The organism is Oceanirhabdus sp. W0125-5, assembly GCF_027938815.1.
Classification (GTDB): domain Bacteria; phylum Bacillota; class Clostridia; order Clostridiales; family Clostridiaceae; genus Oceanirhabdus.
Genome location: NZ_CP115913.1, coordinates 2,668,058 through 2,685,147, shown reverse-complemented (window position 1 = coordinate 2,685,147; position 17,090 = coordinate 2,668,058). Strand labels below are relative to the sequence as shown.

Below are 17,090 nucleotides of genomic sequence, written 5' to 3'. Positions count from 1 at the left end.
TTTTACTACTAATTGTAGCTAAATACTCCAACTTATGCTATACAGGTTATTATCTAGTGCTTACGATTAATTAAGAAACTAGATAAAAAAATCATTGTTAAATTATAATCATCTATTGCTTATTCTTCTTAGGAATGTATTAATTATTTTTACATTATGTTTTACATAATTTAATTCTGACAACAAGTTCTCGTGTTCCCCTATTCCTTTTACTATCTCTAATTTACCCATTGTTGACTCTGCCCATTTTGGCAATAAATCATCTTTTTTTGTCGTAGAATCTTGCAATACATAAATGTTACAATTCACCTTACCATAATTTATCAAATCACAAAAATATGCATGATAACTTTGAATTTTAGCTCCAAAGGTACTGATTACATCTTCAACACTCATATGCTCATTCGTATTTTCATGAAGGTAATTTTCTATTAAGCACCTTGTGGCATCGTCTATTACTAACTTATCTTTATTTAACACTTTATCTTTTCTATGGGCATCGATCATAATTATGGCCGAAACATCTCTACCCCTTAATTCTAATTCTTTTGCAACTTCAAATGCTAAATTACCTCCTGCTGAATATCCCATAAGTATATATGATTGTTCATGTGATATTTTTGTAATATAATCTGCATATATCTTGATTCTATCTTCGTGCTCGATAAACTCAAAACTATAGAGCGTATGAGAATCTATGCATTTTGCTACCTTATGATAGGCAGCACCTAATCCCATAGCAGGAGGGAAAGCAAATATGCATTTTTGTCTTTTTTTATTCAGCAATGTATAATCTTCAATATCTATTTTTTTATCATTATCAACTAATAATTTATAAGTTATCTCTTCTTTTGAGATACAATGCTCTATTACTTTACTCAGAGTACTTTTGTATACTTCTGCTAATCTTTTTATCGTCTCTAGGTTATACTCCTGTTTATTGTATGTGATATCCAAGGTTAATTTATTGCCTACAACTATTCCATTAATACTAAGTTTGTAATACATTTCTGATTCTTTTCCCATACTTTCACCTGTTGATATCTCTGAAATACCAAACACTTCATTTTCTATATCTTCGTTGAATTGACCAAGGTAATTAAAGCTAATATCCAGTTGATTTTTGAATAATATTTTTCTATTATTTTCTTTTTCAGTAAGATATCTCAAAATATTATGATGTATACCTTTATGTGGTATATCTCTTATGTTTTGCTTTATCTTATTTATAGAATTTGATATATCGTTTAAATTGCAATCTTCAAGTACTACTGGGTATTTTGAGGTAAACCATCCTACTGTTCTTGATATATCTATATCATCCATTATATTCTCCCGTCCATGACCTTCTAAATCAACCAGGATACTTTTATAACCCATCCATTCATTTAAAGCAATTCCTAAGCTTGTAAGTAGTAAATCATTTATTTGAGTATTATAGGCTTGATTGGCTCTTTTTATAAGGTTAGTAGTTTGTTCTTGTGTAAATGCAATAGTAACTGTGTTTGAATCTTTTCTTATACTTTTTTCTACTACATGATCCACTATTAATCGCTCTACAGGCTTTTCATATATTGTCTGCCAAAAAACCTTTTCTTCTGATAAGTTACTTTCTTTAGCATATCGTTCAAGACTCAAAGCCCAATTCTTATATGATTCTGTTTTACTATTTAAAACTATTTCTTCTCCTGTAATTGCCATCTGGTAAGCTTGTTTAAAGTCTTCTAATATTATTCTCCATGATATACCATCAATTACTAGATGATGTATTACTATTAACAAATGATCACCTTTTGCTGTTTTCATTAATCCAAGTTTTACAAGTGGACCTTTCTCTAAATCAATGCTACCTTGAACTCGGTTTGCTTCTTTTTCTATTCGTTTTTTGTAATCAATTTCATAGCTAAAATCCACTACTTCTAGAGCATACATATCACTATTTGAGCACCCTCTATTATACTGTTTCACTTGTCCATCTTCAAATTTATAAATCATTCTTAATGCATCATGATGTTCTATTATTTTATTGAATGAAGAAGTCACGGCATTGTAATCAAACCCTTCACCTCTAAATAGCATCACGGCTTGATTCCAATGGTTCATCTGGGTATACTTATTATTAAAGAAACTAATTTGAATTGGTGTAAGCTTAACTTCTCCTTCAACAATACCTTGATCAGCTTGATTACTTATATTTTTCTTAACTTTTTCTGATAATTGCCTTATAGTTAAATTTTTTAAGACATCATTCAACTCTAATCTAAAACCATATTGTTTAAGACGTGACACTACTTGTATAGCTTTAATTGAGTCTCCACCAACATCAAAAAAATTAACATCTATGCCTATCCGTTCTCCCCCTAACAGACCTTCCCATACTTGTACAAGTTTCTCTTGTATTTCATTAGTGGGAGGTGCATACTCTACCCCTGTATCCATATTACCTTCTGGCACAGGTAACGCTTTTCTATTCACCTTCCCATTTGATGTAACCGGCATCTTAGCAAGTCGTATATACTTTGTCGGAATCATATAATCAGGTAGAGTTTTTGATAAGTACCTCCTTAATTCTCGTACTGTTAACTCTATGTTCGTTACTAGATATGCACATAGATATTTATTGCCTTCCTCATTTTCCTTTGCTAACACCACCGCTTCTTTGATTTCCTCATGACTGACTAACCTAGATTCTATTTCACCTAATTCTACCCTAAATCCTCTTATTTTAACTTGCTGATCTATTCTTCCTAAAAACTCTATATTACCGTCAGGTAGCCATCTTGCTAAATCACCTGTTCTATACATTTTCTTTCTACCCTCAAATGGATTATCTATAAATTTATCTCCTGTTAATTCTGGCCTATTTAAATACCCCCTTGTTAATCCCTCTCCACTAATGCATAGTTCTCCTGGAATATTTACACCACATAACTTTCTGTTTCTATCTATTATATATGCTTTGTTATTATTTATTGGGCGACCTATTATATTTCTAAAACACTCTAAATTATCTAAGTCTACGAATGTTGCTATACAACCTATGGTTGCTTCTGTAGGACCATAATGATTAACTATCTGGATATTACCATTACCTACCCCTAGACTTAAAAATTTCTCTATATCCTTTATATTTATTGATTCTCCTCCTAGTATTATCAACCTTAGTTTACTTCTCTTTAATTCCCTTGCACATCCTGAGTTAATAATCATATTAAATATTGACGGTGTAATTTTAATATACGTGATATCACCCATAAGATATTCCACTAACTTCTCAGGATTTTTATAATCATCTTCTTTAATTAAATGTAAGGTTGATCCTATAACTAATGATGAGAATATAGCTGTGTACCCTAAATCAAATGCATATGAGGACAATAATGCGGTTTCATCTTCTGCAGTTAATGATAATTTACTTACAATTGAGCTACAGTAGTTCACCAAATTATAATGATTCACCATTACTCCCTTTGGTTTTCCAGTTGTTCCTGATGTGTAAATAATATATGCTAAATCACTAGAGGTGTTTATATTATTTACATTACTGCAATCTCCTACATATAATTCTTCATTGAATATATCTATAACCTCTTCACTAAATGATATACCATTAACTAGACTCTTTTCACTTAAGATTAACTTAGTTCCACTATCTTCTAACATGTATTCTATTCTATCTTTAGGGTAATTTGGATCAATTGGTAAGTATGCTCCTCCTGCTTTTAACACTCCTAATATCCCTATTATTAAATTTAATGAATTATTTACCATTATAGCTACCACTGAATTAGGTTTTACCCCTTTATTTCTTAATATCCTTGCTAACTGGTTTGCTCTTGCATTCAGTTCACTGTAAGTTAGGTTATCTAAATTAAACTTCACTGCCACATTCTCAGGTTTTTTTTCAGCTTGTTCTTCGAATAACTTATGAACTGTTTTTTCTTTTGGATAATCCATCTTTGTATCATTAAAGTCATATATTATTTGTGTTTTTTCTTCTTCTGATAACATTTCAATTTCTGAGATTTCAATATCTATATTATTTAGTACTTCTTTAAGTATATTTATATAATGTACTGACATTCTTTCTATAGTTTCTTTTTTAAAAAGCTTTGTAGAGTATTGCCAACTTAGAAGTATATCTTCTGTTTCTTCTAGCGCTGTTAAGGTTAAATCAAATTTTGACACATTATTCTGCAATTCATATGGTTTAAAAGTCAATCCTTCTAATTCTATTCTTCTATTTGAAATATTTTGTAATGCAAACATTATATCAAAAATCGGATTCCTATTTGCTTCTCTTGTAATATTCAACTGCTCAACCAAATCTTCGAATTGATAATCTTGATTTTCATATGCCTTTAATGAGTTTTCTTTTACTTCGGTTAAGAAATCTACGAACTTTTTGCTTGCTTCTGGCTTATTCCTCAATACTAAAGTGTTTATAAATACCCCTATAATATTGTGGAGATCTGCATGTGACCTTCCTGCAATCGGTGTGCCAATCATTATATCTTTATCCCCTGTATATTTGTGCAATAAAATATTAAACGTTGCTAACAAAACCATATATATAGTTGTATCTGTTTCTTTCTTTAATAATTTAATTTTTTTTGTAAGTTGTTTATCAATTAGTGCTTCTACTCTATCGCCTTCAAAATTCAACTCTGTTGACCTCTCATAATCAAAAGGCATGTTTAGAACCGGTAGCTCACCTTCTAAATTTTCTATCCAATATTCTTTTTGCTTTTTTATTTGCTCTTTTTTAAGTTGCCTTTTTTGCCATTCTGAATAATCCTTGTATTGTATACTTAACGGTTGTATTCTTCTTCCCTCGTAATAACTAATAAATTCTCTTATTAATATTTCCTTGGATATAGCATCAGATATAATATGATGCATATCAAATATCAACAGATGTCTTTCCTTTGTCAGCCTAATTAGAGCTAACCGAAGTAAAGGTGCACTTGAAAGATCAAAGGGTTTAATAAACTCCTTAACCTCATTATTTAAATCTATGGTTTCATTACTATCATTTTTATTTAGTAGATTACTTAAAACTTTAAACATTATACTAAATTTTACTTCTTGATTAACTATTTGTACTATTTCATCATCTATTATATTAAATGATGTTCTTAATGATTCATGTCTTAATAATAATGCTTTAAAAGCCTCTTCTACTCTTTCTTTAGCAAACTCACCTTCAATAATCATTGCTGACGGTATATTATAACTTGTCCCAATCCCTTCCATTTGTTCTAAAAGATATAATCTTTTTTGTGCAGATGATACTAAATAATATGGCTTTTCTTCTACGCGTTGTATTTGAATATACTCATTCTCACTCCCACTATCAATCTTTATATACTTTGCTAGTTCTTTTAGTACTGGTCTATTAAATATTTCGCTTAAAGGTACCTCAACATTAAATATTTTGTGTATCTTTGACATTAACTTAATAGCTTTTAACGAATGTCCACCCATATCAAAGAAGTTATCATTTATCCCTACTCTATTAACTCCCAATACTTCTTCCCAAACTTGTACAAGTTTCTCTTGTATTTCATTTGTGGGAGGTGCATATTCAACCCCTGTCTCCATATTACCTTCTGGTACAGGTAACGCTTTTCTATTCACCTTCCCATTTGATGTAACCGGCATCTTATCTAATCGTATATACTTTGTCGGTATCATATAATCAGGTAGAGTTTTTGATAAGTACCTCCTTAATTCTCGTACTGTTAACTCTATGTACGTTACTAGATATGCACATAGATACTTATTGCCTTCCTCATTTTCCTTCGCTAACACCACCGCTTCTTTGATTTCCTCATGACTGGCTAACCTAGATTCTATTTCACCTAATTCTACCCTAAATCCTCTTATTTTAACTTGCTGATCTATTCTTCCTAAAAACTCTATATTACCGTCAGGTAGCCATCTTGCTAAATCCCCTGTTCTATACATTTTCTTTCTACCCTCAAATGGATTATCTATAAATTTATCTCCTGTTAATTCTGGCCTATTTAAATACCCCCTTGTTAATCCCTCTCCACTAATGCATAGTTCTCCTGGAATATTTACACCACATAACTTTCTGTTTCTATCTATTATATATGCTTTGTTATTATTTATTGGGCGACCTATTATATTTCTAAAACACTCTAAATTATCTAAGTCTACGAATGTTGCTATACAACCTATGGTTGCTTCTGTAGGACCATAATGATTAACTATCTGGATATTACCATTACCTACCCCTAGACTTAAAAATTTCTCTATATCCTTTATATTTATTGATTCTCCTCCTAGTATTATCAACCTTAGTTTACTTCTCTTTAATTCCCTTGCACATCCTGAGTTAATAATCATATTAAATATTGACGGTGTAATTTTAATATACGTGATATCACCCATAAGATATTCCACTAACTTCTCAGGATTTTTATAATCATCTTCTTTAATTAAATGTAAGGTTGATCCTATAACTAATGATGAGAATATAGCTGTGTACCCTAAATCAAATGCATATGAGGACAATAATGCGGTTTCATCTTCTGCAGTTAATGATAATTTACTTACAATTGAGCTACAGTAGTTCACCAAATTATAATGATTCACCATTACTCCCTTTGGTTTTCCAGTTGTTCCTGATGTGTAAATAATATATGCTAAATCACTAGAGGTGTTTATATTATTTACATTACTGCAATCTCCTACATATAATTCTTCATTGAATATATCTATAACCTCTTCACTAAATGATATACCATTAACTAGACTCTTTTCACTTAAGATTAACTTAGTTCCACTATCTTCTAACATGTATTCTATTCTATCTTTAGGGTAATTTGGATCAATTGGTAAGTATGCTCCTCCTGCTTTTAACACTCCTAATATCCCTATTATTAAATTTAATGAATTATTTACCATTATAGCTACCACTGAATTAGGTTTTACCCCTTTATTTCTTAATATCCTTGCTAACTGGTTTGCTCTTGCATTCAGTTCACTGTAAGTTAGGTTATCTAAATTAAACTTCACTGCCACATTCTCAGGATTTTTTTCAGCTTGTTCTTCGAATAACTCATGAACTGTTTTTTCTTCTGGATAATCCATCTTTGTATCATTAAAGTCATATATTATTTGTGTTTTTTCTTCTTCTGATAACATTTCAATTTCCGAGATTTTAATTTCAGGCTGTTTTACAATTGCATTAGCTATTGTTTTTATATGCGAACTTACTGTTTTAATATATTGATCACCATATTTGTTAGCATTATACTTAAATTTTATATTTATAGTTTTCCCTGGAATAATAATAATGTTAAGGTCATAGTTTGTTTCACCATAAATATTAAAACTGCCTTTTATGATTGTTAAGTCATCTTCTTCCTTGCTTCTTTGTACATTTTCTAAAGGGTAATTTTCAAATACCATTAAATGATTAATCAATTCACTTTTCAACACGTTTTTAGATTGAATTTCTGCAAGTGGCATATATGAAAACTTATCTGCAACTATACCTTGTTCTTGCAGCTTTTTTAATAATTCCGTTATTGTCATTTCCTCATTTGTCTTAACTCTAACTGGTACGGCATTAATAAATATGCCTAACATTTCCTCTACACCCTCTATGTTGGGTGGTCTATTAGATACTATATTACCGAATATAGCATCATTTGTATTATTATATTTTTGAAGTAGTAAACCCCATATTGCTTTAAATACAGTGTTCAATGTTACTCTATTCTCTTTTGCTAACTGTTGTATTTTTTTTGTGGTTTCTTCATCTATTACACAATCTAAAATGTTTTGTTTATATCTTACTTTTTGAATTGATTTATTCTCCAGTAATCCTGTTTTTTCTGCAAACCCTTTAAGATAATCTGTCCAATATTTTTCTCCATTTTGTTTATTTTGAGTTCCTAACCAATTAACATATTGTTTAAATGGTGTTGCTTTTTTCAGTTCTATCGTTTCACCTGACAATAATCGACTGTAATACTCTAAAAACTCATTCAGAACTAGGCCCATACACCATCCATCCATTATTATATGATGAAAGCTCCATATCATACAGTAACGACTATTATTAATTTTTAATATGCTTAACCTAATTAATTTGTCTTTTGTTAAATCAAATCCTTTTTTTCTATCTTCCTCTTTGAACTTATAAATGTATCTATCTACTTCTTTTTCAGACAAAAAGCTAATATCTTCAAACATGATTAAGTTTTTTCGCTCTTTTAAAACTACCTGTATAGGGCTTTTCACTTTTTTATATATAAAGCTTGTTCTAAGTACATCATGTCTACTAATTATATTATCAAAGCTTTGTTGTATTAAATCAATTTTTATTTTTCCTTTAACTTCAAAACTACACTGTTGAAAATACGTCATAGAATTTTTATCAACCAAATTGTGATATAACATTCCTTCTTGCATAGGTGTCAATTCATACATATATTTTATATTTTTATTCATAATCCACCTCCAATAATTCATCAACAGTATCCATAATTTCATTAAAATCTTCTAAATCAATATTGATATTTCCGTAGTCTGATGGTGTATACTCCACCTCATCTTTTGATAGGCAATAGTCTATAACTTTGTAAATACTATTTTTGAGTTCATCAGCAAATATTTTTATAGATTCTTCTTTAAATTCATTCTTATTATATGTAATATCAACTCTTAGTCTATTATTTACTACCACCGTATTAACATCTAATGCATATATCAACTCTGATTCCCTACTGATGCTATCACCTACTGATATTTCTGACATACAAAATATTTCATTTTGAAAATCCTGATCAAATTGACCTAAATAGTTAAAGTTTATTTCAGCTTTCTTAGTGTGCATCAAATTATTAATATCATTCTTATCTGATAAATATTTTAATACATCATGTCCTATACCTAAATTTGGTATTCTTCTTATATTTTCTTTTACTTGCTTTATGGATTTTGAAATATCCCCTCTATCACACCCTTGTAATATTATAGGGTAAGTAGAAGTAAACCATCCTACAGTTCGTGATATATCTGTACCTTCTACACCACCTCTCCTTCCGTGACTTTCCATGTTAACCATTACACTTTTATACCCTGACCATTGATTTAATGCAATGCCTAGACTTGTAAGAAGTAAGTCATTTATTTCAGTATTAAAAGCACTATTAGCTTGCTTTAAAAGCTTATCAGTTTTTTCCTTGCTAATGTGCGTAGTAACCTTATCAGAATCTCTCACCTTACCATTTTTGACCATATAATCTACTCTTATTTCTTCTACTTGCTCTTCATATATAGATTTCCAATAATCCTCTTCATTTAATACCTTTGTATCTTTACTATAATTATTGATTTTGTTAGACCATTCTTGAAATGATTCTGTTTTTTCATTAAATATAATTTTTTCTCCATTTAGTACCATTTCATATGCTTGCCTAAAATCCTCTAGGATTATCCTCCATGATACACCATCAACTACTAGGTGATGTATTACTATTAATAAATGATCCCCTTCTACTGTCTTCATTAATCCAAGTTTTACTAGTGGACCTTCTTCTAAATTTATACTACTTTGTATTCGACTTGCCTCTTTTGTTATCTTTTGTTTATAGTTAGGCTCACTTGTTAAATCTATTGTTTCTATACTAAATAGTTCTCCCTCTTCATCTCCTCTATTAAATTGTTTTACCATATAATCATCAAATTTATAAATCATTCTAAGTGCATCGTGATGGCTTACTATTTCTTTAAAAACATTGGTTATTTTATATTCTTCAAATCCATCCTCTCTATACAACATTATTGCTTGATTCCAATGATTCATATTATTAAATCTTTGATTAAAGAACCATTTTTGTATTGGTGTTAGCTTTACTTCTCCTATTACTGTTCCTTGATAGGCATCACTTTTAATATTAATTTTTACTACACTTGATAATTCTCTTATAGTTGATTTATTCATAAGGTCACTTATTTCAAGTTTTATCTTATATTTATTAAGTCTTGAGGATACCTGTATTGCCTTAATTGAATCTCCTCCTAGTTCAAAGAAGTTATCATTTACCCCTACTCTCTTTAATCCTAGTACATCTTGCCAAACCTCAACCATTTTTTCTTCAATATCATTTTGAGGTGCTGCATATTCTACTCCAGTATCTATTGTATCACCTGGTTCCGGAAAAGCACTTGTATTTACTTTTCCATTTGATGTAAGAGGTATTGAATCTATCTGTATACAGTAAGATGGTATCATGTAATCAGGTAAAGTTTTTGATAAGTAATTTCTTATCTGTCCTATAGTTAGTTCAACTTTAGTCACTATATACGCACATAAAAATTTACTATTATTTTTATCCTCTTTTACCAGTACTACTGCTTCTTTTATATCAACATGACTAACTAATCTGGCTTCTATTTCTCCAACCTCTATCCTAAACCCTCTTATTTTTACTTGCTGATCCACTCTTCCTAGAAACTCAATATTCCCGTCAGGTAACCATCTTCCAAGATCTCCGGTTTTATATATTTTTTCATCTAGCTCAAATGGGTTGTCTATAAATTTTTCATCTGTAAGTTGTGATTTATTTTTGTATCCTCTAGCTAAGCCCATACCCGATATACATAGTTCACCTACTCCACCAATAGGCACTAAATTATTATCACTATCTAGTATAAGTACTTTGTGATTGTATATAGGTTTACCAATTGGAACTTTATAGTCCACATAATCCTGTACAATAAAATAAGTAGTACATATTGTGTCTTCCGTTGGTCCATAAGCATTTATTATATCAAACTTACCATGCAAATTAGTTATTGCATGTCCTTTCAATTCACTACCTGCTGTGATTAATCTGTTTAACCCACATTCCTGATTCAAGTTTGCAGCTACAAATGGAGGTAAAGTTACTGTGGTTATACCATTATTGATAATATATTTATTTAGTAACTCATAACTAGTAACTACATCTTTGTTCGGTATGAAGAGTGTATTTCCAAGTAGTAATGCCATGTACATTTCAAATCCAAATGCATCAAACGATATACTTGCAAATTGCAATATTCGTTCATTATTACCTATACTCAATCCTTCTTCAAACCAGCACTTTAAGTTATTTATACCTAAATGTTCAATCATTACACCTTTAGGATTTCCTGTTGTTCCAGATGTATAAATTACATACGCTAAGTCATGAATATTATTTACATTTTCAATGTATTGAACATCTTTGTTCAATATAGTCACATCATTAAGGTTTATTATTTTTTTATTATCCCCTATAGTTTGCACATTAATCTGTGTATTAGTAAGTATAATCTCTACATTACTATCACTTAACATATAATTTATTCTTTCTTCTGGGTATTCTATATCTATAGGCAGATACGCTCCTCCAGCCTTTAAAATAGCAAGTATGGCAACAATCATTTCTATAGATCGTTCTGCCAACACTCCTACTATTGTATCAGGCCTTACCCCCTCTTCTCGCAATAATTTAGCTAATTGATTAGCTTTATTATTGAGTTCTTCATATGTTATTTTTCTTTCTTCGCATACTATTGCTATCTTATCTGAATTATTTTCTAACTGCTCTTCAAATAATTCAGAAATCGTCTTCTCTTTATTAAAGTCCAAACGTGTATTATTAAAATTATTTATTATTTTATTTTTTTCTGCTGTGCATAATATTTCTATATCTTTCAACTTTACATTAACATCTAATCTCTCAAATAAACTTTTCATATTTTGTGCAATATTTTTTACTATATCTAAATCATAGACTTTTTTATTATACTTAAAATTAATTTTCACCTCATCTCCGGGAGTGACTATTATACTAAAGTTATAATTTGATTGTTCAAATACATCTAGGGAATTTTTATCGATATTTATTTCTCCCTTATCTTGTAACTTAGTTAAGGGGTAATTTTCAAATACTAATATATTATCTATTAGCTTTCCTTTTAAATCAGTATTTGATTGTATATCTGATAATAAGCAATAACTATTCTTTTGGGCATCTATTTGCTGTTGTTGAAGCTCTAATAACAAGTCCCTAAAATTCATTTCTTTTGTTGTTTTTACCCTTACAGGTACATTGTTTATAAACAAACCTATCATTTTTTCTATTCCTTCTAATTCTGAAGGCCTTCCCGATACTATTACACCAAATACTACATCATTAGTATTATTATACTTTTGTAACATTATCGCCCATATCCCCTGAAATACTGTATTTAACGTTACTTTGTTTTCTTTCACTATATCTAATAATTTATTTGTAATTTTACTATCAATTATTAAACTTTCCTCACCTATTTCATATTCCAAAGGCTCGTTCTCGATTGTTTTCTTAGGCAATGTTATTTGTTCATTGTACCCTTCTAATATTTCCTTCCAGTATTCTAACCCTTCTTTATAATTCTGCTTATCTAACCACTCTAAATATTTATTGTATTGAATTGGATTATTTAAAGTTATTTTCTTATTATTTATAAGTTTATTGTAAATCACTAAAAATTCATCTATTATTATTCCTACACACCAACCATCCATTATTATATGGTGATGGCTCCATATCATAATATGTTTTTTTTCTTCTATTTTTAGTATGAATAATCTAAATAAATTATCTTTTCTTAAATCAAATCCATTTTTACGATCAGTATATTTAATTTTTTTAATATACTCCATCTTTTCTCTATTATCCAAACTACATATATCTTTATAATGTATTATATTTTGCCTTTCTTTCAATACAATTTGGATTGGTTTTTGAACATTTTCATATATAAATATTGTCCTAAGGATATCATGTCTTTTAATGAGTTCATTGAATGAATTTTGCATAATTCTTATATCAACTTTACCTTCTATCTCAAAACTTATTTGTTCAAAATACATAGTTGATTCTTCATTTTGGATTTTGTGAAATAACATTCCTTGTTGCATTGGAGATAAATTATACATTGCTTGTATTTCTTCTTTAGATTGTTGCATTAAATATCCATTAATCTCTTCAAATTCATCTAAAGTTATTTCAGTTTTACCGTAGTCTGACGGTGTTTTTTCTCTATCTGCCGACATACAATATATAATCAGCTTTTCCAAATCGTTTTTATAATTGGCAGCTATTTTTTTTATTGTTTCTACTTCATATTCATTATTGTTGTATTTAATATGAATATTTAATTCTTGTTCTATAACAACAGCATTTACTTCCAACTTATATGAAATTTGGTTTTTATTTCCTATGTTCTGACCAGATGAGTAATCAGATAAATTAAAAGTTTCTGTATTTATGTCCGAATCAAATTGACCTAAATAATTAAATATTATATCGGATTCTTGAGTCAATTGGTTATCATTAGACGTCATATATTTGAAAATATTATAATTAATTTCTTTATTCTTTATTTTCCTTATATTTTCTTTATTTTTCTTCAAATTGTAGGATAAAGGTTTACTCTTTTCCACTTGTATAAGCACAGGGTATATTGTTGTAAACCATCCCACAGTTCTAGTAATATCAACCCCTTCGATAATCTCTCCTCTTCCATGTCCTTCAACGTCTATCACTATATTTTTAGTTCCATTAAATGCACCTATAGTCATTCCTAATGCAGTTAATAGCAAATCATTTATTTCAGTATTATACGTTTCATGTACTTTTGTTAACACTTGAGCTGTCTTTTCTTTATCAATTTTAACACTTACTACTTCTGCCTTTTCTTGCTTCCTTTGAATCACTTTTTTATCTGTCCGAATTTCTTTATGTTTACTTTTTAATGATTGACAATATTTTTTTTCATTGCTTAAATCTAGTTTTTGGGTGTATTCTATTAATTTATGTGCCCACTTTTTATATGATGTAGTTTTTGTCTGAAATTCTATCTTCTTCTGTTTTATTGATTGTTGATATCCCATATTAAAGTCTTCAAGTATAATCCTCCATGATACTCCATCTATTATTAGATGATGCATTACTATAAGTAACTCATCTTGATCTTCCCCTTTGAATATACATATGTTTATTAATGGTCCATTTTCAATATCTAAAGAGGCTTGTACTTTATTCACTTCCAATCCTATTCTTTCCTTTTTATCAACCTCATCATGTAGATATATTATATTAATTTTATAAATTTTATCACTGATATCTCGATTGTATCCCTTATATATCTCACCATTTTTTAGAAAAACAGTTCTTAAAATATCATGATGCTCTATTATTTTATCAAATACTTGCCTTACCTTTTCTTCATCAAATCCATTTTTACTTGTCAACATTACAGATTGATTGAAATGGTTTATTGCCTCATAATTTTGTTTAAAAAACCAATGTTGTATCGGCGTTAACTCTATGTGCCCTACTATCTTTTCTTCACTATCACTTGCTTCTTCTTTGTCTTTCACAAATGGTGTCAGTTCCTTTATTGTTGTTTTTTGTAAAATCTCTTTAATTGCTATTGTTTTATTCAATTTATTAACTTGGGATGCAATTTGAATTGCTTTGATTGAGTCTCCTCCCAAAGTAAAGAAATCATCATTTATACCTACTTTTTTTACACCTAATACTTGTTCCCATACGTTAACCATCTCTTTTTCTTCTATATTTCTTGGAGCCTCATATTGTACTCCTGTTTCTATATGACCTTCTGGGTCTGGTAATTTTTTTATATTTACTTTCCCATTTGCTGTTATAGGTATATTTTGTAACTTAATAAAAAAAGATGGTACCATATATTCCGGAAGGTGTAACCGCATATAATTTCTTAACTCTGTTGATTTAATATCTTTGTCAGTAACTATATATGCACATAAATATTTACTCTGACTCATGTTTTCTTTTACTATCACTACCACTTCTTTTATTTCTTCGTATTTTAATAAAATTGTTTCTATTTCCCCTACTTCTATCCTATGTCCTCTTATTTTTACTTGATGATCCGCTCTCCCGACATATACCATATCCCCACTCTCTAACATTTTAACCAAATCACCAGATCTATAAAGTCTTTCATCTGGTTTATAGGGATTCCTAACAAATTTTACATTCGTTAAATCCTCTCTATTTAAGTAACCTCTTGCTACACCTAGTCCCCCTACACATAATTCTCCAACAACACCTATAGGGCATAGCTTTAATTCTTCATTCATTACATAACCTACTAAAGTCTTTATTGGAGAACCTATATTACTTATATTATTTTCTATTTCTTTGCTTGTTATCTCTTTATATGTTACATGAACCGTAGTTTCGGTAATTCCATACATATTTATAAGCTTTATATCTGAATACTTTTCTTTCCATTGTTTTAGTTTTAATGGTTTTAATGCTTCTCCACCAAAAATAACATATCTAATCTTTAGCTCTCTATTTTCAAATTTCATCTCTTCTTCAAGTAAATTATAGAATGCTGTTGGTGTTTGATTTAATACTGTTACTTCTTCTTTCTTCAAAAGCTTTAAATATTCCTGAGTATCCTGCGCTATTGCTTTTGGTACTACAATTAATTTTCCTCCATTAAGTAAAGCTCCATACATTTCCCATACAGAAAAATCAAAACAAAATGAATGAAACATTGTCCAAATATCATCACTTGTGAAATCAAACAAGTATTTATTATTTTCCATTAAACTTACTACGTTCCTATGTTCTACGACTACCCCTTTAGGTCGTCCTGTTGATCCTGACGTGTATATTATATAAGCCATATCACTTGGTTTATTTTTAATATTTAAATTTGAGTTCTCTATATTAAGTATATCTTTATTTAACAAATTAACCGTGATTATATCACTTAAATTACTGAACTTATTTTCTTCATCATCCGTTAATATTACGTTCACTTTACTATCTTTTATTATATAGTTAATCCTTTCATCTGGATAATTGGGATCTATCGGTAGATATGCACCTCCTGCTTTTAAGATTCCCATTATACCTACTATCATTTCTATTGATTGTTCCACTAATATTCCTACTATTTTTTCTGATTCTATTCCTTTTTCTACTAATATTCTCGCTACCTGATTAGATCTTTCATTTAGTTCTCTATATGTCAAGTGTTTGTTTCCAAATACAACAGCAATATTTTCTGGTGTTCTTTTTGTTTGAACTTCAAATAATTCATCTATTGTACTTTCTACATCATTCATTTCAACAGAGGAATAAAATTTATCAATCAGCATTTTTTTTTCTATTTCATTAATTATCTCTATATCCTTTATATTTATTATCAAATTAAACACACATTGTTCAACAATATTAATATAGCAATTTATTAATGTATCTATTGTATTTTGAGTATAATTAGAAGCATTATACTCAACACAAAAACTTAATTCATTTTCTAAATACTTTATTACAATATCATTTGAATAGTTATTATTAATATTATGTATTTTATTATGCATAATAACAATATTCGGGTTATTAACTATATTCATAGAAACATTAAACTCTTTACTAACTTCATTAAGAGGATAATACTGATATTTATATGCTTTAACTATTGTATCTTTTACTTCTAATAGAAATTGTTTGAATGTACTATTAGCATTTACAGTATCGCTTAATATAACATTAGCATTGTTTTCCCTACCAGTATTATCTTCTATATCCTGATATAAGGGTGAACCTATTACTATATTTGTTTCTCCTGTAAATTTATATAATAATATATCTAATGATGATACCAAGAATATATATACACTTAGATCATTATTATTACATATCTCATGTATTTTTTTAACAATATTCGAATTTATTTTTTTAGAGTAAATTCCTCTTTTAGATTCAAAATCTTTTATCCCATCTTTAGGAATATTTGTATCGCTATGAATATTATTTATTTTTTTACTCCAATAATTATAAGCCTCTTTGTATACTTCTAAATGCTTTGACATTTTTGCTTTTTTTACCATTTATAAGTTCCTCCTCATTATTGGTAATAATTTTCTTATTTATTTACTTCTATAACTAAAATAGGTGTAAAACTTATAATTTATATAGTTGTCTACATAATAAATCTATTAATACAAACTAAAATCTATCTTTTAT

At 28.9% G+C, this 17,090-nt stretch carries 2 protein-coding genes; both read right to left on the bottom strand.

Going from position 1 to position 17,090, the window contains the following annotated elements; translation table 11 throughout:
* Positions 1 to 108 precede the first annotated feature (108 nt).
* Positions 109 to 8,490, bottom strand: coding sequence for a non-ribosomal peptide synthetase (locus tag OW730_RS12330; RefSeq protein WP_271229315.1), 8,382 nt, complete (start codon positions 8,488 to 8,490; stop codon positions 109 to 111).
* Positions 8,483 to 16,954 (bottom strand): non-ribosomal peptide synthetase, encoded by an 8,472-nt coding sequence (locus OW730_RS12325; RefSeq protein WP_271229314.1) that lies wholly within the window; start codon positions 16,952 to 16,954, stop codon positions 8,483 to 8,485. The genes OW730_RS12330 and OW730_RS12325 overlap by 8 nt, the downstream gene beginning before the upstream one ends.
* Positions 16,955 to 17,090 lie beyond the last annotated feature (136 nt).